23 protein-coding genes, 2 tRNA genes and 1 riboswitch are annotated in these 23,839 nt (G+C 42.8%); of the genes, 14 read left to right on the top strand and 11 right to left on the bottom strand.

The genetic code is table 11. The annotated features are described in order from the left end of the window. Nucleotides 1-564: 564 nt before the first annotated feature. From MN869_RS09040 to MN869_RS09030, 3 genes are all read left to right on the top strand, one after another. A complete protein-coding gene (locus tag MN869_RS09040) occupies nt 565-2,085 on the top strand; it encodes a catalase (protein ID WP_005200355.1) in 1,521 nt (506 codons plus the stop codon). Nucleotides 2,086-2,178: 93 nt separating this feature from the next. Further along, a complete protein-coding gene (locus tag MN869_RS09035) occupies nt 2,179-2,619 on the top strand; it encodes a DCC1-like thiol-disulfide oxidoreductase family protein (protein ID WP_241304850.1) in 441 nt (146 codons plus the stop codon). Further along, nucleotides 2,616-3,023 (top strand): DoxX-like family protein, encoded by a 408-nt coding sequence (locus MN869_RS09030; RefSeq protein WP_033133244.1) that lies wholly within the window; start codon nt 2,616-2,618, stop codon nt 3,021-3,023. The genes MN869_RS09035 and MN869_RS09030 overlap by 4 nt, the downstream gene beginning before the upstream one ends. Here MN869_RS09030 and MN869_RS09025 read toward each other — a convergent pair. After that, nucleotides 3,010-4,062 (bottom strand): MBL fold metallo-hydrolase, encoded by a 1,053-nt coding sequence (locus tag MN869_RS09025; RefSeq protein ID WP_004802462.1) that lies wholly within the window; start codon nt 4,060-4,062, stop codon nt 3,010-3,012. The two genes, MN869_RS09030 and MN869_RS09025, sit on opposite strands and share 14 nt — an antisense overlap. 392 nt (nt 4,063-4,454) lie before the next feature. Between MN869_RS09025 and MN869_RS09020 the strand changes: the two genes are divergently transcribed. Further along, complete coding sequence (locus MN869_RS09020) at nt 4,455-5,363, top strand: LysR substrate-binding domain-containing protein (protein WP_241304849.1); 909 nt, start codon at nt 4,455-4,457, stop codon at nt 5,361-5,363. Between the two features lie 64 nt (nt 5,364-5,427). On the opposite strand, the gene MN869_RS09015 is transcribed toward MN869_RS09020, so the two are convergent. The 4 genes from MN869_RS09015 to MN869_RS09000 form a co-directional block, all read right to left on the bottom strand. Next, nucleotides 5,428-6,036, bottom strand: a complete 609-nt coding sequence (locus tag MN869_RS09015; protein ID WP_243307238.1) for a glutathione S-transferase family protein — start codon at nt 6,034-6,036, stop codon at nt 5,428-5,430. Nucleotides 6,037-6,088: 52 nt separating this feature from the next. Further along, on the bottom strand, nt 6,089-6,787 hold the full coding sequence (locus tag MN869_RS09010; RefSeq protein ID WP_241304848.1) for a YafY family protein: 699 nt from the start codon (nt 6,785-6,787) through the stop codon (nt 6,089-6,091). A 75-nt stretch (nt 6,788-6,862) separates the two neighbouring features. Continuing rightward, complete coding sequence (locus MN869_RS09005; RefSeq protein WP_241304847.1) at nt 6,863-7,537, bottom strand: HAD-IA family hydrolase; 675 nt, start codon at nt 7,535-7,537, stop codon at nt 6,863-6,865. Then, nucleotides 7,534-8,466: an RluA family pseudouridine synthase gene (locus MN869_RS09000; protein WP_216077162.1), complete on the bottom strand. Its 933-nt coding sequence runs from the start codon at nt 8,464-8,466 to the stop codon at nt 7,534-7,536. The genes MN869_RS09005 and MN869_RS09000 overlap by 4 nt, the downstream gene beginning before the upstream one ends. Nucleotides 8,467-8,898: 432 nt before the next feature. Here MN869_RS09000 and MN869_RS08995 point away from each other — a divergent pair, with 432 nt between their 5' ends. From MN869_RS08995 to MN869_RS08975, 5 genes are all read left to right on the top strand, one after another. Then, nucleotides 8,899-9,045, top strand: a complete 147-nt coding sequence (locus MN869_RS08995; protein ID WP_004637771.1) for a hypothetical protein — start codon at nt 8,899-8,901, stop codon at nt 9,043-9,045. A gap of 210 nt (nt 9,046-9,255) precedes the next feature. After that, nucleotides 9,256-12,597, top strand: coding sequence for an Rne/Rng family ribonuclease (locus tag MN869_RS08990; RefSeq protein ID WP_033133239.1), 3,342 nt, complete (start codon nt 9,256-9,258; stop codon nt 12,595-12,597). A gap of 194 nt (nt 12,598-12,791) precedes the next feature. Continuing rightward, nucleotides 12,792-14,633 carry a long-chain-acyl-CoA synthetase gene (locus MN869_RS08985; RefSeq protein WP_241286989.1) on the top strand — a complete coding sequence of 614 codons (1,842 nt, stop codon included), beginning with the start codon at nt 12,792-12,794 and terminating at the stop codon, nt 14,631-14,633. 173 nt (nt 14,634-14,806) lie between these two features. Further along, nucleotides 14,807-14,882 (top strand) — tRNA-Lys (locus MN869_RS08980). Nucleotides 14,883-15,002: 120 nt separating this feature from the next. Continuing rightward, nucleotides 15,003-15,078 (top strand) — tRNA-Lys (locus MN869_RS08975). 122 nt (nt 15,079-15,200) lie between these two features. On the opposite strand, the gene hemW is transcribed toward MN869_RS08975, so the two are convergent. Beyond that, nucleotides 15,201-16,355, bottom strand: coding sequence for a radical SAM family heme chaperone HemW (gene hemW / locus MN869_RS08970; RefSeq protein ID WP_241304846.1), 1,155 nt, complete (start codon nt 16,353-16,355; stop codon nt 15,201-15,203). 138 nt (nt 16,356-16,493) lie between these two features. Between hemW and MN869_RS08965 the strand changes: the two genes are divergently transcribed. From MN869_RS08965 to MN869_RS08950, 4 genes are all read left to right on the top strand, one after another. Continuing rightward, a complete protein-coding gene (locus tag MN869_RS08965) occupies nt 16,494-16,955 on the top strand; it encodes a DMT family transporter (protein WP_241286987.1) in 462 nt (153 codons plus the stop codon). A gap of 30 nt (nt 16,956-16,985) precedes the next feature. After that, entirely contained in the window at nt 16,986-18,344 is a 1,359-nt protein-coding gene (locus MN869_RS08960) for an MATE family efflux transporter (protein WP_241304844.1), read from the top strand. A 173-nt stretch (nt 18,345-18,517) separates the two neighbouring features. Next, nucleotides 18,518-19,810, top strand: coding sequence for an AarF/ABC1/UbiB kinase family protein (locus MN869_RS08955; RefSeq protein ID WP_241304843.1), 1,293 nt, complete (start codon nt 18,518-18,520; stop codon nt 19,808-19,810). A gap of 210 nt (nt 19,811-20,020) precedes the next feature. Then, complete coding sequence (locus tag MN869_RS08950) at nt 20,021-20,275, top strand: type B 50S ribosomal protein L31 (RefSeq protein WP_004656092.1); 255 nt, start codon at nt 20,021-20,023, stop codon at nt 20,273-20,275. Between the two features lie 91 nt (nt 20,276-20,366). On the opposite strand, the gene MN869_RS08945 is transcribed toward MN869_RS08950, so the two are convergent. The 3 genes from MN869_RS08945 to MN869_RS08935 form a co-directional block, all read right to left on the bottom strand. Next, on the bottom strand, nt 20,367-20,696 hold the full coding sequence (locus MN869_RS08945; protein WP_241272372.1) for a DUF190 domain-containing protein: 330 nt from the start codon (nt 20,694-20,696) through the stop codon (nt 20,367-20,369). Nucleotides 20,697-20,712: 16 nt separating this feature from the next. Continuing rightward, nucleotides 20,713-21,093, bottom strand: a complete 381-nt coding sequence (crcB, locus tag MN869_RS08940; protein ID WP_004802433.1) for a fluoride efflux transporter CrcB — start codon at nt 21,091-21,093, stop codon at nt 20,713-20,715. A gap of 132 nt (nt 21,094-21,225) precedes the next feature. Then, nucleotides 21,226-21,292, bottom strand: a riboswitch (Fluoride riboswitch). An 80-nt stretch (nt 21,293-21,372) separates the two neighbouring features. After that, nucleotides 21,373-22,224 (bottom strand): DUF2071 domain-containing protein, encoded by an 852-nt coding sequence (locus MN869_RS08935; protein WP_241304842.1) that lies wholly within the window; start codon nt 22,222-22,224, stop codon nt 21,373-21,375. Between the two features lie 140 nt (nt 22,225-22,364). On the opposite strand from MN869_RS08935, the gene MN869_RS08930 reads away from it, so the two are divergent. Further along, nucleotides 22,365-22,697 (top strand): HopJ type III effector protein, encoded by a 333-nt coding sequence (locus tag MN869_RS08930; RefSeq protein WP_171550419.1) that lies wholly within the window; start codon nt 22,365-22,367, stop codon nt 22,695-22,697. A 12-nt stretch (nt 22,698-22,709) separates the two neighbouring features. Here the strand turns inward: MN869_RS08930 and MN869_RS08925 are convergent, their stop codons facing one another. Together MN869_RS08925 and MN869_RS08920 are read right to left on the bottom strand one after the other, a co-directional pair. Further along, on the bottom strand, nt 22,710-23,348 hold the full coding sequence (locus MN869_RS08925) for a flavin reductase family protein (RefSeq protein ID WP_241304841.1): 639 nt from the start codon (nt 23,346-23,348) through the stop codon (nt 22,710-22,712). Nucleotides 23,349-23,366: 18 nt separating this feature from the next. Continuing rightward, a complete protein-coding gene (locus MN869_RS08920; RefSeq protein ID WP_241286982.1) occupies nt 23,367-23,777 on the bottom strand; it encodes a GFA family protein in 411 nt (136 codons plus the stop codon). Between the last annotated feature and the right edge of the window lie 62 nt (nt 23,778-23,839).

Below are 23,839 nucleotides of genomic sequence, written 5' to 3'. Positions count from 1 at the left end.
ATTTACTACTGAGCATCTGCTTTTAGATAACAAGCAAAGTATGTTGAATAAATTCAGTCGTTTTAACTGTACTCACAGAGTAAATTGATCAATTTTAAGATACATCAAAAACCATGAGAGAAATCAATTGAGGACTTTTTACATAACTCCAACAGGTAAAATAAGCCCTTTTATAAAAGAACTGATGTCTTTCTCACTTTCCAAAACAAACACTAGATTCAATTTCAACTAAAACTAAGTAAAGCAGTAAGTCTTTATTTTTTCGTTATCTTTTATCTTTTTTTAACAAATCTAACATTCAAAAAAGTACAGTTCATGTTTAAGATTTAGACAGCTTCAATCGAATAAAGCATTTATGACATCAACTTTAATCCATTGGAAAAAAAGCTTTCATCAACCTAGAGTAAAAATACAAAGGATGGGAACTTGATCATTATAAATCGCACTTAGGCATCCGAAGTTTCGATACCCAATTTGCGCATGAGACAGTTAAACATTCATATCTTTGAACGGTCAAACAGTTGAGGTGACCTCACTCACGGGTCATCTTGATGGAGATAGAACATGAGCCAAGACGATAAAAAATGTCCTTATAGCCACTTAACTACTGATTTCGGCGCACCTGTCGTCGACAACCAAAATAGTATGACCGCAGGTGCTAGAGGACCATTATTAGCCCAAGATTTATGGCTGAATGAAAAACTTGCCAACTTTGTCCGTGAAGTGATTCCTGAGCGCCGTATGCATGCCAAAGGTTCAGGTGCATTTGGTACATTCACCGTAACCCATGATATTACTCAATATACCCGCGCTAAAATTTTTAGCGAAATCGGTAAAAAAACTGAAATGTTTGCTCGCTTTACCACAGTTGCAGGTGAACGTGGTGCAGCAGATGCGGAACGAGATATCCGTGGTTTTGCGTTAAAATTTTATACTGAAGAAGGTAACTGGGACATGGTCGGGAACAATACCCCTGTGTTCTTCTTACGTGATCCACGTAAATTCCCAGATTTAAACAAAGCGGTAAAACGCGACCCTAAAACCAATATGCGTAGTGCGACCAATAACTGGGATTTCTGGACATTACTTCCAGAAGCATTACACCAAGTAACGATTGTGATGTCTGATCGTGGTATCCCTTCAAGCTACCGCCATATGCATGGTTTTAGTAGCCATACTTATAGTTTTATTAATGCTGCCAATGAGCGTTTCTGGGTGAAATTCCACTTTAGAACGCAACAAGGAATTAAAAACTTAACTGATGCAGAAGCTGGCGAATTGGTGGGCCAAGATCGTGAAAGTCATCAACGTGATCTGTTCGATGCGATTGAACGTCAAGACTATCCAAAATGGACGCTTTTCGTACAAATCATGCCAGAGCAAGATGCCGAGAAAGTTCCATATCACCCATTTGACTTAACCAAGGTTTGGCCTCACGGCGACTATCCATTGATTGAAGTTGGTGAATTTGAACTTAACCGTAATTCAGAAAACTTCTTCTTAGATGTGGAACAATCTGCTTTTGCACCAAGTAACTTAGTACCTGGTATCAGTGTTTCACCAGACCGTATGTTACAAGCGCGTTTGTTTAACTATGCGGATGCTCAACGCTACCGTCTCGGTGTGAACTACCAACAAATTCCAGTCAATGCCGCACGTTGCCCTGTACATAGTAACCACCGCGATGGTCAAGGCCGTATCGACGCCAACTATGGTGGCTTACCACATTACGAGCCAAACAGCTTTGGTCAGTGGCAAGAGCAGCCTCAGTACAAAGAGCCCCCATTGAAAATTAATGGCGATGCCGATTTCTGGGATTATCGTGAAGATGATAATGACTACTTCAGTCAACCGCGTGCCTTGTTCGAATTGATGACAGCTGAACAACAAGATGCATTATTTGGCAATACAGCACGTGCCATGGGTGATGCTTTGGACTTCATCAAATATCGTCATATCCGTAACTGTTATGCATGCCACCCTGCTTATGGTGAAGGCGTAGCGAAAGCATTAGGCATGACGGTTGCAGATGCTCAAGCTGCTCGTGAAACCGATCCAGCCCGTCATTTACCTAGCTTTCTGTAAACCTTAAATATTGAAATTTAAAGCCATCCTCGGATGGCTTTTTTAATGCAGTTGAGGGACAATTTATTCAACACCCCCATTAGAACAATAAATATGCTGAAATCATTAGAACACCTTATCCAAAGTCATGACATCATCCTGTTTGATGCAGAGTGCGTACTATGCTCAGCATGGGCAGATTTTATGATCAAGCATGATCAACACTGCCAATTCAAACTAGTTTCAGTGCAATCCAATATCGGACAGCAACTCCTCACCTATTGCCATCTCCCTACTGATCATTTTGAAACAATGGTCTTACTGGAAAATGGTCAATGTTATACCGAATCGACCGCCTTTCTACGCATCGTTCAACGTCTAGATTCCCCTTACGCCAGTTTAAAATATGCGCGTGTTATCCCTAAACGGATACGTGATTTTGCTTATCGTCGTATTGCGCTCAATCGTTATCGCCTATTTGGTCAAACCGAACAATGCTATCGCGTCACACCTGAAACTCAGCAGCATTTTCTATTGGATGAGGTCTTAACATGAATAGTCAGAACCAGACCATTCAACAGATCTTAAGGTTTTGTCAGTTAATTATTGCAGTGCTTTGGATTTATCAGGGGTTGATTCCCAAGTTAATTTTTCAGGTACAAGATGAGCAATATGTTTGGCAGCAACTCGATGTTGCAGCCCCCTATATTTCGTGGATGATTTCACTGTCGGGCATTGCCGAGATCATTTTTGGTAGTCTATTTTTATTTTTAACTCACAAGTATTTGCATTGGCTCAGCATTATCAGCCTGATTGGGTTATTTATTTTCGTTTTATATATTTATCCCAATCAGATCTATCAAGCCTTTAATCCTGTGGTCATGAATATTGCACTTGCGAGCCTTTCTGTGATTTCACTATGGAGTATCAAAGCTCTACAAAACGCTAAGCACGAATAAAGTGCCCTTCACGAATGCAATAAAACGGATTCACCAATTTTGAAGAGGATTTCATGGCTTGCTGCAGTTCATGTTCAGGGGCATCACGATCTTCGTCCGTCAGCTGAAAGGTTCGATAATGAATCGCCAAAGAACGGTGGGCATGTAAATCTAAATGGGCATGAAATGCGTCTTGTGGATTCATATGCACATAGCGCATCAGCATGCGTGGTTCATAAGCACCTATCGGCAATAACGCCACCCGCGCATCGCCATAACGCTCATGGATTTGTTTAAAGTGCGTGGAATAGCCCGTATCCCCAGCAAAGAAACAATGGCCTGTTTTAGCAAGCAAGGAAAAACCGCCCCACAGTGCTCTATTTTGATCACGCACTCCACGCCCAGAAGTATGCTGCGCAGGTGTATAAGCGATCTTCAACTCATCATGAAACGGAATCTCCTGCCACCAATCCATTTCAATCACATGTAAGTGCTTAGGTAGGTAATAGCCATTGCCTAAGCCCGTATAAATTGGCATTTCAAATTTCTGATGTAACCATTCTAAAGTCGCCAGATCCATATGATCATAATGATTGTGGCTCAATAACACGCCATGAATAGTTGGAAGATGTTCTAGGGCAATGCCAGCAGGACAAACACGTTGTGGACCATTGCCCTGTTTCGGACTGACATATTCACACCAAACTGGATCAGTTAAAAAGTTATAAGGGCCGATTTGAATAAGAACTGTTGCATGACCGACAAACCAAATTTGCCAATCATTCATATCTGCATGCGGGCGGTTCTGCGGAAGTTCCAACATGTGATTCCGCATATTCCATTCATGCGAACGATCTACCGTCCATGTCGATGATTGTCGTGTCGCCAGCCATTTGAGCAAACCTTTACGATCAAATGGTGTTAAGGGTTTCTGTAAATTATAAAAACGGTCAATGCCACAATGATCAGAAGCCTCATGTGGAAAAGGAGGTTTCCCCCAAGTATGGCTCAAGCAAGATTGTGTCGGCAATTGATAGGTTAATGTCGGCTTATCTTTCATGTACGTCTTCTTTGGTGGAATCTCATCGCATGAGGTGAATGGTTTGGTATACCGTTTAGGTCATGGACTATTTTTTAATGCGATCGCCTTTCAAATCATAATGATTTTTTTAGGATTCTCGTCTTATTCCAAATCACTATAATCGGTCTTTGATCCTAACATAAGCTTGTTAGTTATGCTGATTTTCTATGGTAGAGTCAACACAATTTTACCGAACTAATAACGCACAATGACAATTCAAGCCAAGGGCTAAACATCAGCTTTTGCGCTATTTCTTATATTTTAGAAAAAAGCATATTGTATATAAAATAAGCTCAGATATAATGCGCCAACAACATGATATTCCCATCATGATAACTAAAATAATAGTAAGAAACATTTGGATCAGTCTTATGGAATTACGTCATTTACGCTATTTCATTACCGTTGCTGAAGAGCTCAGTTTCAGTAAAGCAGCGCTTAAATTACACACGTCGCAACCTTCACTCAGCCAGCAAATTAAAGATCTCGAAGATGATGTTGGTGTACAACTGTTGCATCGGACCAAGCGCAAAGTAGAGCTAACTGACGAAGGCCAAGTTTTTCTCGAACAAGCACGTTTAACCCTCACTCAAGCAGACAAAGCCATTACCATGGCGCGACAGGTTGCTGCAGCCAAAGTACAATGTTTAAAAATTGGTTTTGTGCCCTCTGCTGAAATTCGCATTTTCCCTTATATTTTGCCACGTTTAAGAGTTCGCCTGCCCAAACTGCAAATTCGTACGCTTAACCTTAAAGAAAGCGATCAAATCAATCTGCTGAAAAAAGGTGATTTAGACCTGATCTTTATTAATCAAAAATTTGAAAATGAAGCATTTACAAGTCAATTAATACTCAAAGAACCCTTGGTGTTTATGCTACCGAAACAACATCCTTTGGCACAGCATGCACAAATCAACATTGATCAATTACAGGGTTTAGCCCTAACCATTTTAACCCACAAGCTGTCTCAGCCTTTGGCACGAATCATTACCCAGTACATCAAACAGCAGCAGATTCATTTTCAAAGCATCGATGAAGCCAATAGCATTGCCGAAGCGATTCAAGCGGTCCATTCTGGGCAGCGTTGTGCCATTTTACCGGCCTATATCCAAGCCTTAGCCACCGACCAAATTGTCGTCAGATCATTGCATCATCCGCTGCCCTGCCTCGATGTTTTCATGGCTTACCCAAAAAATGCATCGAACCTTGCCACACAGCAATTCCTAGAAGAAATTCGACATATATTTGGCTTAGATAGCGCCCATTTGAATTCGCACTGAATTCTTCACAAATAAAAAAGCCGAATCAATCGGCTTCCGTATTCTTTAAGTAAAGCCTATTGGCTTAGGCATTGCTAAAAAATTCAGCAAATTTCTGATAACTTGGTCGCTGTTTAATGTTTTCTAAATAGTGCTCAATCGCAGGATGAGACTGAATATCGCCCATCTTAAGCTGCAAAAATAACATCGCAGCAACCGTGACATCCGCAGCAGTAAACTGCTCACCACATAAATAGGGATCAACTTCATTGAGACCTTGTACAAAGGCGTTATAGGCATCTTGATAATCGCCATACCCCACAGAGCCTTTCTGATCAGGCTTCACCTCGACACCGAGCATTTTATTGGTTGAAGCAGCTTCCCATGGCCCAGAAATAAAGAATAACCAACGATAATAAACACCACGTTTTGGATCATTCAGTGCAGGTGCCAAGCCTTTGTCTGCAAATTTATCGGCCAGATAAGCACAAATTGCATCAAGTTCATACACCACCACATCACCATCGACAAGAACAGGTACTTTGCCAAATGGATTGATTTTTAAATATTCAGGCGCTTTCATCTCAGTTTGAAAGGCAACCTCGATACGTTCGCATTCAATGCCAAGCTCGATCAGCAGCCAGTCAACAACGACGCCACGCGAAAAACTATTGGTATAAAGTTTAAGTGCCATTTTGATATTTCCTTGGTGAGTTATTCTTATTTCAATGTAATTGTTTTGATTGTCAGTTTTTGTCAGTAGTCTCACGGCACATTTCCTGTGCCCACCACTGTTGGAATAATTGCTGTTTGAATTGAGGATAAAGCTCCTGACTTAAGCTCAGCGCTCGAATTCGATCAATACGGAAGTGACGAAAACTTTTACGTAACTCACACCATGCTGCCAATACGATTCGATCATTAAAATAACCTAGCGCAAATGGCCACAAAATACGAGAACTTACCCGTTGTTGTTCGTCAGCATAATCTACGGTAATTTTTAACTGCTGGCGGATGGCCAAACGCACTTGTTCCACCAAAGTTTCATCGACAGGTAACCAGACATTGATCGATCTTAAAGTGGTTTGTTCAAGTTGATGCTGACAATGCTCAGGCAGTACTGCATTGAGCTTTGCCAACACCGAAGTTGAGGCCGATTTCAAAGCCAAATCAGGAATATCACTCAACCAATTCAGTGCTAAAAAAATCGCTTCGATCTCAGTTTCATTCAGCGTCATTGGCGGAAGCAGGAAATCTTGTTTTAGTTGAAACCCTAATCCAGCGGCAGCATCAATACAAACACCCTGCCCACGCAAAGTTTCGATATCACGATAGACACTGCGCTGACTAATCTGTAAACGCTCTGCCAACACCTGTGCAGTCACTGGATAGCGATATTCTCTAAGCAGTTGTAATAGATTAAGCAAACGGATTGAACGACTCATGTTGTCCCTATTGTTATTATGGATGATGGGAATGCAAACACTCCCATCATTGTCGTTTCATAGGATTTGAATTGATTAACTCTCGGTTAAGGCATCCACATTCAGCACACTTTGCAAATAAGCATGTAGATCCTGCACATTGTGCGCAATGGCCAAGGGTTGATATTGCTGCAAGGTTTCAATGCTATGTACACCATAACTCACACCAATACGCGGCATATTCAGATTTTGAGCCATTTCTAGATCATAACTGGTATCGCCTACCATAACAGCACGATCAGCAGCGACATCCAGCTCAGTCAAAATTTCCTGCAGCATCAATGGATCAGGTTTGGATTTGGTTTCACTGGCTGCGCGGGTAATATCAAAGATTTCATCACTATTGGTTTGTGCCAAAACCCGATCTAAACCTTTACGACTTTTACCAGTTGCCACAGCGAGCTTTAAGCCCTGCTGTTTTAGATCAGCGAGCAGCTCTGCAACACCGCTAAACCACGCATCCCCTTTGGAGTTTGCCACATAATGATCTGCATAACATTGCAAAATATCTTGCTGTAAATGCGGAACTTGCGGAAACAGGATTTGCATGACTTCAGGTAAACCTAAGCCAATAATACTTTTCGCAGCTTCATCCGTAAGCGGTTGTTCAAATTGCTGTGCTGCATATTGCAAGCTTGCTACGATTTGCCCAACCGAATCGAATAAGGTGCCATCCCAATCAAAAATCACCAGTTCAATATTTTGACTCATTTCTGCTTTCTCAACTGATCGATCACCTGTTGCATATCTTCAGGCATTGGCGCTTCGATACTTGGATAGTTAGGAATATCTAAACGCATAGCATGTAGGCACAAACGGCGGGCTTCTGGACCGGTATAGGCCGTATTGTGTCCGTATTTATCATCCCCAACTAAAGGATGCCCAATACTGAGACCATGTACACGGATTTGATGGGTCCGGCCAGATAACGGTGATGCATGCACCAAAGTCGCGGCTTTAAAACGTTCAACCACTTTCCAATCTGTTTTACTCGGCTTACCGTCTTTGGTGACACGGACACGACGTTCGCCATTGGCCAGTTCATAACGCAATAAGGGTGCATCAATCAATTGCTGATCCAAACTGACTTGTCCTTTGACAATCGCTGCATAAGTTTTTTGAATTTTATGCTCGCGTAGTAAATCCTGTAGCAGCTTTAAAGTACTGCGCTTTTTACTGATCATGACCAAGCCAGAAGTATCACGGTCAATACGGTGGATCAGTTCCAAGTATTTTTTACCTGTCGCGGCACGCAAGGCTTCGATTAAGCCATAGGCCACCCCACTACCGCCATGCACCGCAATCCCTGACGGTTTATTAACGACCAATAGCCCTTCATCCTCATATACCACACGGCTGAGTAGACTTTGTGCCACGCCATCACTCACTGGTGCCGCAGTTTCATCCTTTTGTTCATAGCGGATTGGTGCGACACGAATCTGGTCGCCAATCTTCAAACGTGTCTCTGCTTTTATTCTTTTTTTATTAACGCGTACTTGTCCTTCACGAACCAAACGGTAGATTCGACTCTTCGGTACACCTTTTAATCGGGTAAATAAAAAATTATCTATTCGCTGCCCGTCTTGATGCTCATCCACGTCAAACCAAGTGACACTTTGCCATTGTTGTGTAGAATTCATACGCTCGATTAATCCAAGATTTGTTAAATATGATTAAAAAATGATCATTTAGCTAAGTTATTTCACAAGAAACCTAAACTTAGCCCATAGGCAGATGCCGCAAGGTTTGATATATTCAGCGCACGGATACCACCGTAAGTGAGCATCAAATCAGAAATTTTATTTAGATAAAATTTTTAATCGATGAGATATTCACCAACAACTCGGATAGGTCCTAAAGAATTATGCCGACGCCGAAGGCTTATTATATCGGCAAAATGGCAAACTGTTGCGTTTAATTGTGCATATGCACATACAGTTTGTTCAGAAAAAATATGTCGCCAGCAATTTGCTGGTTATTAAACGTAAACTGATCCACATCAGACAATTTGCTCCCTGATGTCGCATTCAGGCTAAAGCGTTGATGCATTGGAACTGCTAAGCAGAGATACGATGATCATTCCGTATCAAGACTTCCAGATGGATCGACTTCAATGCTTAATGACAGTGAAAGTCACCATCCAATGCACCGCTCACCCGCCAGTGAAGCGTACAGGAAACTTTGATTATGTCGGATCTAGTGATATTTCACAGATGTAAGACATACATGAAATATCAACGGATTCAAGATTGAAGCAGTATTGCCGACATCGAAATAACCGTATCAAAACCCCAGCTGGATATTTACAGTCAGTGGTTTCAGAGCTTCCTACACAAAGTTGCTTCTGAGTCTTGATCGCGCCAATTTGATGTTTGCTCAAAAAATATTGGGCTTGTTGTTTGTGTGCATCACTATTAGGTGTCACACCCATGAAACGTATGTTGATTAATGCAACCCACGCCGAAGAAGTTCGCGTTGCACTTATCACTGGTAATCGTCTTTACGATTTCGATTTAGAGAATCGTACTCGCGAACAAAAAAAATCAAATATCTATAAAGGTCATGTCACTCGCGTTGAACCGTCTTTAGAAGCGGTTTTCGTTGAGTACGGCGCACAGCGTCAAGGCTTTTTATCGATGCGAGAAATTGCAAACTCGTATTTCAAAGCAGACCCTCGTCAAACTTCAAATATTCGTGAACTCATCACTGAAGGCACTGAATTATTGGTTCAAGTTGAAAAAGAAGAACGCGGCAACAAAGGTGCTGCCCTGTCTACTTTTATCTCACTTGCGGGTCGTTATTTAGTCCTCATGCCAAACAATCCAAAAGGTGGGGGTATTAGCCGTCAAATTTCGGGTTCAGTGCGTGAAGAACTGAAAGAAATTTTAGCTTCTTTAAATGTACCGCGTGGCATGAGCGTGATCGTTCGTACTGCAGGTATTGGCCGTACACAAGAAGAGTTACAACTCGACTTACAACACTTACTCGACCTTTGGGCTCAAATCCAAGGTTCAGCAGGTTCTGGTCCATCACCAATGCTGGTTCATCAAGAAGCTGGTGTGGTGACCCGTGCAATCCGTGATTATTTACGTGATGACGTGGCTGAAATCCTGATTGATAGCGAGCAAGCCTATAACGAAGCGTATAACTTCGTAAAAGCAGTAATGCCGCGTCAATTGGACAAACTCAAAACCTACACCTTGAATGAGCCACTCTTTGCTCATTTTGGAATTGAAAGCCAAATCCAAACGGCTTATGAACGTGAAGTAAAACTTCCTTCTGGTGGTTCAATCGTGATTGACCAAACCGAAGCATTGGTATCGATCGATATCAACTCGGCGAAATCAACCCGCGGTCATGATGTTGAAGAAACGGCGCTCAATACCAACTTGGAAGCAGCCGAAGAAATCGCACGTCAACTTCGTTTACGCGATATTGGTGGCTTAGTCGTGATCGACTTCATCGACATGACCAAAGACCGTAACCAGCGTATGGTTGAAGCGAAATTACGTGAAGCAACACAAAGTGATCGCGCACGTATTCAATTCGGTCAACTGTCACGTTTTGGTCTGATGGAAATGAGCCGTCAACGCCTACGTCCTTCGCTAGAAGAAGCGACTGGCTATGTTTGCCCACGCTGTCATGGCACAGGTATGGTACGTGACTTACGTTCACTGTCACTTTCGATTATGCGTAAGGTTGAAGAAATTGCTTTACGTGAACGTCAAGGTGAAGTTCAAGTCGAAGTCCCTGTGGAAATCGCAGCCTTCTTATTGAATGAAAAACGTCACAGCCTAGTTTACTTAGAACAAACCTCAAATGTACGTGTTACCGTATTGCCTCACCCGCACTTGGAAACACCACATTACCAAATCCAGTTCAATCCAGATGGTTTCGCCCCTTCTAGCTACGAACGTACTGAAGCCACCCGTTCAAGCGAAAAAGAACTGGGCTATGAATCTTCAGACTGGCATTTAGAAGATGCAGAGCATCACCATGCACCTGCTGCACAAAACCAAGCTGCTGCACCACAGAAGAAAGCGGCTCAGCAACATGCTGCGCAAGCAAAACAAACTCAAGCAAGCACGCAAAAGTCAGCAAGTCCTTGCGCTTGGTTAGAGAACTTATTTGTTCAAAAACAAGCACAAACCACCGATCAATCTCGTTCTGCACAAAATGCAGCAGCCGCGATTGAACAAATGGTGAATAACGGTGCGGTGAGCCGTGGTCAGTTTGGCCAAGTCAATACACCAGCAATCGCTGAAGTTACTGCGCCAACTGCAAACAATGCTTATATTTCACAAAACCCTGTGAAACAAGAAGCACGTGAAAGCTTTGAGAAAGACGAGAAATCACATCGTCCGAACCAAAACCAGAAGAAGCGCAAGCACAAAGAACAACGTGAGCAACATGCACATGCGCATGAACAACAAAATCAAGTGCATGAAGAAGTGGTTCAACTGTCACGTCAAGAACAGCGCCATGAGCAACGTGAGCTAAAACGTCAACAAAAACGTCAACAGCCACAAGAATCTCAAAACCAGCAACAGCATCATGATGCTGCTCAGGGCAATGAGTCTGCGCCTTTACCACGTCGTGACCGTAACCAACAACGTCCAAATCGACCAAATCGCCATCGTGACCAGAGTGTGTTAAATGAAACACCGACGGCTGCACCTGAAGCTGTGGTAAATCCACAACAGGTTAAAGTGGATGTGGTCGATGCACCTCGCAGTGAACCAATGAACACAGCGCTTGTTGTGAATATTGATCAAGGTCAAAGTGAAATTGTTGCATTAAATCCACAACAAGTAACAGCGCCAGCTGCTAAAGCAGAAAAAGCAAAACCTGTTGTAGAAAAAGTTGAAACACCTGCGCCAGCTCAAGTAGAACAAGCGACTACTGAAAAAGCACCTGTTGAAGAAACTGCACAAGCACCTGCACAACGTGCCAGCAATGATCCACGTTCACGTCGTCGTCAGCGCAACCACCAAACTGCACCGAAAACGGCTACTGTAAAAGTTGCACTGTCGCAGACACCCACGCTGGGACAATATACGATGGGTAGCTTGATTCGTCATGTCTATGGTGATGATTGCACAATCCTGATTGAGCAATTCGGCTTAGTCACCACCTTTAACCGCGCTTTACAAAAGTTCGCTGAACAATATGCAAATAGTTTAGTGACTGAAACCGTCGTTAAAGAAGACAAACGCCCTGTCACACGTGATGCTGAACTTCCGACTCAGAAGCCAACTGAAGAAGCTGAACCTGCACCAGTGTTAGCATTAACACCACCGGATGCAGCGGCAGTTCGTGTTGCCAATGACCCGCGTGAACGTCGCCGTTTAGCGAAAATGGCTGCGGAGCAGGCAAAAGAAGCACATGTTGCCTCAAATGCAACGCCAGCTCCTGTAGAAACGACTGAATCGAAAGAAGAAGTGAAACAAGCAGACGATGCGGTTGTCGTAGAAGCAGCAACTGCACCAGAGCAACAACCTTTAGAACTTGCTAGTACAGAGACTGTTGCAGAAGTTGCACCAGTTGAGGCTGAAGCAGTCGAACCTACTGTGGTTGCTGAAGTTGAAACCGTGACCGAAGCTGTTGCAGAAGTTACTAAACCTGCTCAACCGCTTGAAAAAGCTGAACAAGCAACAACTACGACAGAAACAGAATTGGATGATGAAGCAGCGAAAGCGGAAAAAGAGAAATCGAACCGCCCTCCTCGTCGTCCACGCGGACGTCCACCAAAAAAGACCACAGCTGAGTGAGTAATTTGCTAAATTGCACTGAATAAGGCGAAGCCTAGTCATTTCGATGACTAGGCTTTTTTGTTATTTTGTCAAATTAGGTTGATTGCTCTAGGCACTTACCATTACAAAACAGCATTAACAAAATGGTGTGAATGGTTGTGTTCTAACGGATAGCCATTTCTTGGATTGATCGAAAAATAAATAGGATTGATATGAGCCAAACTACGCAGACCGATATTATTACCCTTGGTGATGTCGCTACTCGACTTCCTAACTTCATCACTAAAGTACCTCATATCCTCAATGGTCTTAAACAAGCATATTTGCGAACGCCAACATCTCCTGCTGGTTTAGGTATTGCCTTTGAAAAAGCAGTCAAGCGTAACCCTCAAGGCATCGCACTGTTATTTGAAGATCAAAGCTATAGTTACCAAGCACTCAATGAGTGGGCAAACCAGATTGCACATTACTACTTATCGCTTGGGGCAAAGAAAGGTGATGTGATTGCAGTGATGGTAGAAAACCGTCCTGAACTGATTGCCTCTATCGTTGCTTTGGCAAAAATTGGGGTCACGATTGCGCTTGTGAATACCTCACAAGTCGGTAAGGTACTCGCGCACAGTATTAATCTGGTCAATCCAATTGCAGTCATTGCAGGGGAAGAAGTTCGCGCTGCAATTGATGAAGCACGCCAAGATTTAAAGGTCGCTCAAGATCGTTTCCACTGGTTTGCGGACCAAGAAACCCGTAAACATGCAGGAACGGCCCCAGCAGGTTACCTGAACCTTGCGCAACAAATTGATCAATTCCCAAAATTCAATCCATCCACCACACGTACCGTGACAGGTAAAGATGGACTGTTCTATATCTACACTTCAGGTACCACAGGTTTACCAAAAGCCGTTATTTTCACGCATAGCCGCTGGACACTGGCATATGGCACTTATGGTCATATCCTGAATCTAGGTAAAGATGATGTGATGTACGTGACTCTCCCGCTTTACCATGCAACAGGTGTAGTCGTGTGCTGGTGTGGTGTGATTGCTGGCAGTGCAACACTTGCTGTTCGTCGTAAATATTCAACCAGTGCCTTCTGGAAAGATGTACAAAAATTCAATGCCTCTGCAATTGGTTATGTCGGTGAACTGTGTCGTTACCTGATTGATGCACCTGTCACAGAACAGGATCGTGCACATCGTGTGACCAAGATGATCGGAAATGGCATGCGTCCGAATATCTGGGGCAAATTCAAAGAACGTTTTGGCGTCGAAGAAGTGCTTGAACTTTATGCTTCAAGCGAAGGCAACGTTGGTTTTAGCAACATCTTTAACTTTGATAATACGGTTGGCTTCTCCCCAACGCCGTATGCAATCGTTGAATTCGACAAAGAGAAGAATGAATTAGTCCGCGATAAGAAAGGTCACTGTAAGAAAGTGAAAACAGGCGAAGTCGGTCTACTGATTGGCAAAATTACCAGCCGCTCACCTTTTGATGGTTATACTGACCCAGAAAAGAACAAATCGGTGATCTTGAAAGATGTGTTTACTCAAGGTGACTCCTATTTCAATACAGGTGATTTGGTTCGTGATATTGGTTTCCGCCATGCGCAGTTTGTGGACCGTCTAGGAGATACTTTCCGTTGGAAAGGTGAAAACGTTTCAACCACAGAAGTTGAAAATATGGTCTGCGAATATGAAAAGATCGTAGAGGCTGTGGTTTATGGCGTGGAAATTCCAAATACCAATGGTCGCGCAGGTATGGCAGCGATTACTTTGGTTGATGGCGCAGAACTTAATGAAGCGGATTTAAGTGACATGGTTAATGTGTTTAAAAAGTGCTTACCGTCTTATGCCATTCCTGTTTTCTTACGTGTTCAAGAGAAAGTTGAAACCACAGGTACATTTAAATACCAGAAGAATAAACTGAAAGAAGACGGCTTTAATCCAAGCAAAACTTCTGAACGTTTACTGGTTTTATTACCCGGTGCAAGCAGCTATAGTGATGTAAATACTGAGATCTTTGATAATATTCAAAGCTATCAATACCGTTTCTAGTTTATTTTTTAGCTAAACAAGAGGAAATCGTGCTTTTTATAAACAATCATGCACATGTTTTTAAATTTCCTCTTGTGTTAGCTGAATAAGTTGCTAGAATACGCAACATCAAAACGAAGACGCATTTAGAACAAATTAGTTTTTCTTGCGAAGCTTGTTGAAGTACATGCTTAGGGTCGTTAGCTCAGCTGGTAGAGCAGCGGACTTTTAATCCGTTGGTCCCGCGTTCGAATCGCGGACGACCCACCATCTAATGTTTTGATAGTTTGTAAAATGTATTTTACAAATGCCTGTAAGAGGTTAAGCCACAGAAAATCATAGATTTTCTCTTGCGCTCAGGTAAAACGTTGTTTTACTTATCCTCGCTCAGGGTCGTTAGCTCAGCTGGTAGAGCAGCGGACTTTTAATCCGTTGGTCCCGCGTTCGAATCGCGGACGACCCACCAAATTCTAAAAAGCCTCATCATTGATGAGGCTTTTTTATTGTCTGCCTAATTTCTTTCAGAAAAATGACAGACTGATTTGAATTGCTTTAAGCATCCGTGCTTAAAGCATTACAATCATTGAATTATAAAAATTTCTCTAACACCGAGTTTAAAAAGATATGCCCCTGCTCGGTACAGGCAATTCGATCCTGATCAGCAATGAGCAGTTTTTTCTCACGCAACTGATGCAAGGTCTCATTCAAATCTTCCAACGCAAGCCCAGTACGTTGAGTATAAAATTCAGCAGCCACACCTTGATTTAAACGCAAGGCATTCATCATAAACTCAAACGGCAATTCCTCAGCTTCAATCCGTTTCATTTGTACATGCTCAGCTGGCACTTTGGCTAAATAGTCTTTCGGCAAACGGGTTTTCTGAAAACGATAAATCCCATCTGGTCGGGTGACTTTGCCATGTGCTCCTGCACCAATCGCCAGATAATCACCAAATTGCCAATAATTTAAATTATGCGCAGATGGCTTTTCCTTACGCCATGCTGAAACTTCATAATTGACATAACCCTTGGCCTTTAAATATGCCTCACCCTGCTCCTGAATGTGTTCTAAAACTTCATCTTGAGGCAATACAGGTTGGGTTCGGAAGAAAACCGTGTTTGGCTCAATGGTCAGTTGATACCAACTAATATGTGTTGCACCCTGCTCCACAGCCAATTTAAGATCCGTTAAGGCTTGTTCTTCTGTTTGCTGGGGCAAACCATGCATCAGATCAACATTAACGCGCTCAAAACCTGCCTGACGTGCTTGCTGAATCGCATCCAATGCATTATTGGCTGAATGGATACGACCTAGTCGTTGTAAATGTTCAGGATCAAAACTTTGTACGCCCAGTGATAAACGATTAATCCCCACCGCCAGATAATCAGCAAATGGGTCATGCTCAACCGTCCCTGGATTGGCTTCCAGTGTAATTTCACAGCCATCCTCAAAGTCTAAACGTGCTTTGAGTTGATCAAACAGCCATTGATAACCTTGTGCAGAAATCAGTGATGGCGTACCACCACCAATAAACACACTGTGAATCGATCGGCCTTGCGCCATTTCAATCTGCGTCTCAAAGTCAGCCACTAATGCAGCAAGATATTGCTGTTCTAAATCCAGTGACAATTGCCCATCAGGCACAGCGTGTGAGTTAAAGTCGCAATAAGGACATTTACGTACACACCAAGGCATATGGATATACAAGGACAGTGGGATATTTGCAGGATTTAACGGACTCAAAATACAAGCTCAATGATAGAACCTGATTATTTTAACATGACTCGACTCGGCACAGTTGCAGCATCGACACGCCTACGGCTTATCATCCCCCGTGTATTCAGTTAGACTGAAAGCATAAACAACAATTAGACCGATAATATGATGAAAATTTCCAGCCAATTGCTGTTTATTCTGCCGCTTGCTTTAGGGATTGGAATAGCAATGGCCTTTCAAACGGCGATCAATGCACAACTTCGCGAGTATCTGAACTCGCCACTACAAGCCGCCTTACTTTCCTTTTTGATTGGGACGATTATTCTAGCCCTATTGGTTTATTTCCAAGGCGTAGACAAACCCAGTTTAACTGAACTTTCACAAATTCCATGGTATCTGTGGTTAGGGGGATGTCTTGGGGTTTATGCAATCAGTATGAGCATTTATACTGCACCTAAACTCGGATTTTTAACTTTTTCAGGTTTAGTGATTTTTGGACAATTGGTTATTTCCATGTTGATTGATCACTTTGGCTGGTTAGGTACAGACAAAACACCGATCAATTGGCAACGTCTACTCGGTAGTATTGTGATTTTTATTGGTGTGCTATTCACATTACAACGCTAATTCTCCCTCATTTTAATAAGAGTAATTTTTGTGTCCCATGTCACAACCAAGCGATTTGAGCTTAAACAGCTATTTCATTTGATGTTCCCGATCCTAATTACACAGTTTGCCCAAGCTGGATTAGGTTTAATTGATACCATTATGGCAGGGCATCTGTCTGCCACTGATTTGGCTGCGATTGCCGTGGGTGTTGGTCTATGGATTCCTGTCATGCTGCTCTTTGCAGGGATTATGTTGGCAACCACACCGTTGGTGGCTGAGGCGCGTGGTGCGAGAACGCCTGAAAAAATTCCAACCATTGCGCGTCAGTCTTTATGGGTTGCCGTGATTCTCGGTATTGTAGCGATGTTGATTCTGCAATGTATGCCCATCTTTCTCCCTTTGTTTGGTGTGCCTGAAAGCTTAATCCCCAAAGCAAGCCTGTTCTTACATGCAATTGGTTTTGGTATGCCTGCAGTGATGATGTATGCGGCACTACGCAGTTATTCTGAAGCATTGGGACATCCACGCCCTGTCACAGCCATTAGCTTGATTGCATTACTGGTATTAATTCCGCTGAACTTTATCTTTATGTATGGCTTTGGGCCAATTCCAGCATTAGGCAGTGCAGGTTGTGGTTTTGCAACGGCGATCCTGCAATGGCTCATGTTTATCACTTTAGCCATTTATATTTCCAAAGCCAAAGCTTATAAACAGGCACCGATCTTCACCAAATGGGAAAGAATTGATCCTGTTTGGATTAAACGCATTTTAAAACTGGGCTTACCGATTGGGCTGGCGGTATTTTTCGAAGTCAGCATTTTCAGTACTGGAGCGATTGTACTGGGGCCACTGGGTGAAAATGCGATTGCAGCGCATCAGATTGCAATTTCGATGACGTCACAGCTGTTTATGATTCCGCTGTCCTTAGCCATTGCCTTGACGATTCGTGTTGGCATGTATTATGGCGAACAAAACTGGCATGCAATGCGCCAAGTACAAATCGTAGGATTAATTACAGCTACGATCTTTGCTGCCTTGACCATGACACTGATTGTGCTTGCACGTCCCTATATCGTGGCGATCTATACCACGGATATCAATGTCATTCCTGTGGCGATGTACCTGCTCTGGTTCGCGATGGCTTATCAGTTGATGGATGCTTGGCAAGTCAGTGCCGCTGGGTGCTTACGTGGCATGCAGGACACTCAAGCGCCGATGTGGATCACCTTAATGGCGTATTGGGTCGTCGCCTTCCCGATCGGCCTATACCTCGCGCCCTATACGATTTGGGGCGCTGCTGGTGTCTGGCTCGGCCTGATTATTGGTTTAACAATTGCCTGTGTGCTACTGATCGGCCGTTTATATTTAAACAATAAACGTTTGGCACAACGTGCTCTCAATACATAAGCGCTATTGATTCAGAGCAGCACGGATGCTGCGCTTGCCTTGATGCGCTCATCAAGGCTCCCTTCCTTCACGACATGCTTACATCACTTAACATTTTGGTATAGGCAATTTAAGTTTTGTCGCCTATGATCAAAGCATCACTTTGAAACTGGATCATCCGAGGTCAAGCACATATGGCAAAACATGCAAGCTCTCCCAGTAAGCGTTTTTTTAAACTGGCTGGCATGACCGCAAGTATTGCCAGCAAAAGTGTTGCCAACTCCATTCGCAATCTCACCGCAGATGAAGAACAAAAAAATGCTGCACGTAGCAAACTATTCCAAGATATCGGCTTACAAATTGCCGATACCTTAGGTGAGATGAAAGGTGCGGTGATGAAAGTCGGGCAAATTGCCTCGCAATATAAAGATATCTTCCCACCAGAAGTGGCAAAGGCGATTGCCAAACTACAACGCCAAGCCCCTGCCATGCCTTTTGCAGCGATTCAGCAACAAGTTGAAAAAGAGCTGGGCAAACCTTTAAACCAGATTTTTAGCTCTTTTGAGACGGAACCTTTTGCTGCTGCCTCAATTGGTCAAGTGCATCGTGCAGTACTGCCAGACGGTCAGGCTGTGGTGGTGAAAGTGCAATATCCTGGGGTAGATCAAGCCTGTGAAAGTGATTTAAAACAGGTTCGTCTGGCTTTACGCCTGATGGGGGTGTTAAAGATTGATAAGAAGCTGCAAGATCAACTGTTTCAGGAAATCCAAGATAGTTTATCTGCCGAACTGAATTATGAAATTGAAGCACAAAACTTAGAAGTCTTTAAAACCTTCCATGAAAAGCTGGATGATCAAATCATCATCCCCACTGTATATAAAGACTATTCATCACGTCGTGTACTCACGCTCAGTCTTGAGCAGGGTGAATCCATCGAAACCGCCAGCACATGGTCAGTTGAAACGCGTAATCAAATTGGTCGTCGTCTAATTCGTGCTTTAGGACAGGAAATGTTTTTCTTGAAACGTTTCCATTGTGACCCACATCCAGGCAATTTTGCTTTCCGCGAAGACGGTAGTGTGATTATTTATGATTATGGCAGCGTTAAGACTCTTTCACCTGAAATCATTCAGCACTTCAAAGCACTGGTGAATGCAGCCCGCCAAGAGAATATTGCTCAGGTTGAAGACTTACTGGTTGAACTGCATTCAATTGCGGAGAAACAGAAATTTCCAAGCGAACTGTATACGCAATGGATTGAAATCCTGTTGCGCCCACTAAGCACTCATTATGACTTTGCCAAGAACTCATCGCATCACGATGGCATGCTGTTGGTGAAAAAATCCCTGAAATACTGGGATCTATTTAAACCCTCTCCAGATACCTTGATGGTTAATCGAACCATTTCAGGACATTACTGGAACCTGATTCACCTCAAAGTGCATGACAATCTCAATGATTTATTTGAAGAATTAGTCCCGAACTAAACTTCATAAAAATGCCAATCAGATGATTGGCATTTTTATTTGTTTCATATTCAAACTTTTAACAAATGAAATGGCTTAAGCAAAGTTCTATATCTCATGCTCGCTGATTCATTGTTTACAAATAATTTCCAACAAAACTTGAAATGAACAAGATTGACGGCATATATTGTTATGTTATAACATTTCTATTAACAATAGGAGTCATTCAAAATGCGTAAAGATATCCATCCTGCTTATCAACAAGTACTGTTTCACGATACCAATGCCGATGCCTATTTTTTAATTGGCAGTACACTACAGACGAAACAAACCAAAGAATATCAAGGTCAGGTCTATCCCTATGTGACGCTTGATATTTCCAGCGCTTCACATCCGTTTTATACGGGTGAAGTTCGCCAAGCCAGCAATGAAGGCCGTGTCGCAAGCTTTAACAAACGCTTTGCGCGCTTTAACCGCAAAGCTTAATTTTCATTTAAGTTTCACACATTAGGCTGTAAGCATTAGAAGTCTAAGGTTATCTCTCCTCCACTTAGACTTCTTTTTTTATGCCTCACTTTCAAGAATCTGGCTTGGCCTGTCCCACCACACCATATTCAATCGGTGTTTTGACATAAAACAAAGAAATTTCTTTGTCATTCAAATAGTCCAATAATTCCGTCGCCTGTTGATCGCTTACCGCAAACTGAATTTGTACGGGCCGATCAGCCAACTCAAAAAAACTGGCCGAATGAAATAAACCTTGATGATCCACACCTTCCATCCCTGCCAGTACCGTCGCGCCAGGCAAATTCATTTGTTTCGCTACTGCCAATAACCATTCACTCATCATTTGTCCCTGATAAGTCCGGTTTTGTGCCGTGTAAAAACTCAGTAAAAATCCATTCATTGTCATCACTCCAAAGCTAAGCGGCACTCAGCCATTGATGCAAGCTCATACCTAAAATGGTAAACAGCAATGATCCAATCACATGAATCAAAATTGCTGCGCAGGCATAACCCAACTTACCACTTTGCAATAACGCAATAATCTCGGCAGAAAAGGTCGAAAAGGTGGTTAATGCACCACAGAAGCCTGTAATCACAAACAGCTTGTAATTGGGACTCAGTGAACTTTGAGAAAAATAAGAAATTGCAAAACCAATAATAAAGCCACCGACAAAGTTAACCGTGACTGTACCTAAAGGAATATTGGGAAAAATTGGATTAAGTTTTAAACCCAAGAACCAACGCAACCATGCGCCGAGTACCGAGCCAAGCGCGATTGAGAGTAAAGGATAATACATGGCTTACTCCACACATCGCGCAGGAGATAAAGCGACATTTAACATGGATAGATCAACGTTTTTTTGATTATTTTTCATCTGCGAACTCCAAAAAGGGAACAGAGCACGCACGAACCTACGCCCCCTGTTCAGGGTAACGTAGGCATCATTAGCCACAGCGGCGGTTTGTAATAGGAGGAATGCCATCTCCTTTGTTCTAAAATAACATAATTTTTAGACAACTCAACTGCTGTTTTGAGCTATAAATCAAGTGTGTATAAATATAAAGTTATCCACAATTTAGGTTGTTTGAGCTAAGACTTGCTCTCCAACCACATAGAAATCCAGTGAGGGAATAACAAAAGCAAACGCTTCAGCATCCTGATCTAAACCGAATTGTTGCAACAATTGAGGGGCCTTTAAGCTCAGAATCTCAGCCGCTTGAATCTGCTGAAACTGTACAGGCATCTGAATATCGCCCTGCGACATTCGAGTCGGTTGATCAACCCATTCCGCCCATGCATGGTCTTGATCGACCAAGAACTCAACAGCACCCTCCCAAGAGAGAAATAACTGCTGCCATGCATCAGGTAATTGCTTTTCCTTAATCATCTGCACATCACTCTTCAAGGAATAATGTTCATCAACACTCATTTCAGTATGAATCACATGTTCTGCCCGTTGATGCTGAAACATCGATGCATATTGTGCAGGCATCACATCGCTGGCCAGACGACCACCTAAAACATACAGTACTTGATCAACCACGACCTGCTCAAAGATCACCGTCTTGGGCTGTGAATCATCCAGATAAAAGCGCCAGTTGCTTTGTTTGGGTGAAGGCATGAACTGACGTAATTTACCCAAGAAACTGAAGCCAAAATGCTGATGCTGATAAGTCAAAATGGTAAAAATGGTTTTCCCATCTTTTTCCCATAACGGTACAGATTTCGGATAACGCAGACGTACTTGCTCAACATCAACCAACCAAGACAAGTACACTACATTGCTGACCTGACTCTGCAAGCGCATAAAAGGCAGTCGTCGCATCATCCTACGGCGGAGTTGTAACAGCAAACCACAACTTAAAATAGGTGCTAAAAATCGAAGCACAGCGTTGGATATTGATAACTTTAAACGATGTCTATTCATTATTATTCAATAGATTAATACTCTGTTTGAGCATAAACCGCTGACTGTGCTACGTCCAGTTCAAATCGCGTCCAGCTTCTATTCTGCATTTTCAATGTTATGATGCTTACCATTGATTCAATCAACATGGAATTTTAAAAATGGCTCAAAGCTTATTGGCACAACTGAAAGATGGCTCGGCAAAATTTGCAGATGTATTGGCATTTATCGAAGCACGTTATCAACATACTCCAACTGCCTTTCAGAATGGTGCACAATCGAATGCTGCGACTGAAAACCAAGGCAGTGCCAAAGTACTCAGCTTTGCCAAAATTGAAGGCTTGAATCAAGCAGATACGCTCAGTTTATTTGCAGAGCATTATGCGTCTGTATTGGCAACGCCAGAAGCCACTGACCATCAAAATATCCGCCAGTTTATGCAACATGGCTGGGATGGTGTCAAATTTGAAGCTGAAGCACTCACTACAAAATAAGAAAAAGGAGGTTTAACCTCCTTTTTTTATATCTGCATTTGCATTCAGAATCGGTCTAGCTAGTTTACGCAAGTCGGTGCTTAAACTATAAAAATCCCCGCCCATTTTGCCCACACTCTGAAGTTGCTGTTGATCAATCATCTGCCCATCCCAGAGTCGATCATCAACATAAATCGATTTCACATCTAACAAAGCTACTGTTCCACCTAATGGAAGCGTACTCAGTTGAATGATTTCCCGTAACTGGCATTCATAACGCACAGGCGCATGCTTTACCGCCAAGGCTGCGACCGCATGACTCGGTTCAGACTCAATCTGTGCAAAATCAAATTCACTTTGCTCTGGTGGCAATAAAGCACAGGATAAATTCATCTTTTCCAGTAAAGCTGTATTGGCAATATGCACCACACATTCTCGTGTATCAATCAAATTGCGAATGGTATCTTTATCCTGCCCATTTCTTGGATTGACCTGCGAATACCATAAAATGGGTGGATTACAGCTGGCAACATTAAAGAAGGAATAAGGAGCAATATTGGCAATCCCATCTGCCGACAGGGTACTGATCCATGCGATCGGTCGAGGGGTAATTCCCCCAACCAACAAGCGATAGATTTCATTGGCATCTAAATCAGACGTTTCAAAAATCATGATAACAACACGTCCAATTTAGGGACGTTCAGCATATTGCGGTAAATCATCGGCAATACAATCCCATTCGGCTTTAGAAGCCGCAAAAATATGCATGCTTGGTTTCTGCTGCAAAGGTGTATCTAAAGTCCCGATTCTTAAGCGATAAAGCTCAGGCTGTGCATCGCGCGAACTGATCAGTGGAGAGCCACATTCACCACAGAACCAGCGATACACGCCCGATGCAGCAAACTTTTTAACCAACTCTTCACCCTGAGTAATTTTAAAAGCTGCACTGCTAATCGGTGCATTGGTCGCATAAGCCGTGCCATTGGCTTTTCGGCAACGCTGACAATGACACTGTATGATCTCACCGATTTCACCATGAATCTCATAATGAATCCCATCACATAAACAACTGCCACGATATACGGGTGAAGCTTGAGACATATCCCTATTCCTGATGAACATTTACTCAAAACTAGCATTTTTAAATGCTGAATCACAAGGCA

The sequence above is a fragment of the Acinetobacter sp. NIPH1876 genome, assembly GCF_022808535.1.
In the GTDB taxonomy this organism is placed as follows: Bacteria; Pseudomonadota; Gammaproteobacteria; order Pseudomonadales; family Moraxellaceae; genus Acinetobacter; species Acinetobacter higginsii.
Note: the sequence above shows the minus strand (reverse complement) of the source record. Positions and strands in the feature narration are given on the sequence as shown.